Annotated in this window: 1 pseudogene; it reads right to left on the bottom strand. The window is 82.4% G+C overall.

The features are described from left to right. A pseudogene (locus GCU69_RS08680) lies at nt 1-527 on the bottom strand (hypothetical protein); the annotation flags it as partial. Nucleotides 528-621 lie beyond the last annotated feature (94 nt).

The raw sequence follows: 621 nt of genomic DNA, 5'->3' as shown, positions 1-621 counted from the left end.
GCGACGGCCGCGAACAGCGCCGGCCGGACCCGGCCCGCGAAGTCACGCGGCCCCCGGCATCCGGCCAGCGCCCGCCGCACCCGCAGCGCGAACCGGTGGGCGCACCAGGCCGCCGGCCCGACCGCGAGGGCCGGCGCCAGGACGGTCACGGCGGCGTACGGGCCGGTGCCGATCCGGAGGCTGTCCGGGCCGCCGCCGAGCAGCGCCGCGAGCAGCGCGTCACCGCCCAGCGCGTAGCCCAGCAGCCAGCAGGTCCACAGCGGCGCCGCGCCGGGCGGGGCGTCCGCGAGTCGCAGCGGACCGCGCCGCAGACAGGACCAGGCCCCGGCCACCGCGAGGACCGCTCCGGCCGCCGCGAGCAGCCAGCGGTGCGGCGCCTCGGCGGCCGTCGCGGGGCGCAGCGCGTACGCGACGGCGAGCAGCCCGGCGGCGGGCAGCAGATACCGGGCGACGGCGGCCCTCCGCGCGACGGCGGGGCCCGTACGCCCGGGCCGGCCGAAGCGCGCCGAGGAGGCACCCGGGGCCACGGGGTGGTGTCCGGGGCACGGGGCGGTCCCGTCATCGGGGTACGGGGCCGTCCCGCGGCGGCAGGCCGGAGCCGTGCCGCGGTCGTGGACGTGG

It is taken from the genome of Streptomyces lycii, from assembly GCF_009735685.1.
Lineage (GTDB): Bacteria > Actinomycetota > Actinomycetes > Streptomycetales > Streptomycetaceae > Streptomyces > Streptomyces lycii.
The sequence above is the reverse complement of the archived record's forward strand: the minus strand, read 5'-3'. Positions and strand labels throughout refer to the sequence as shown.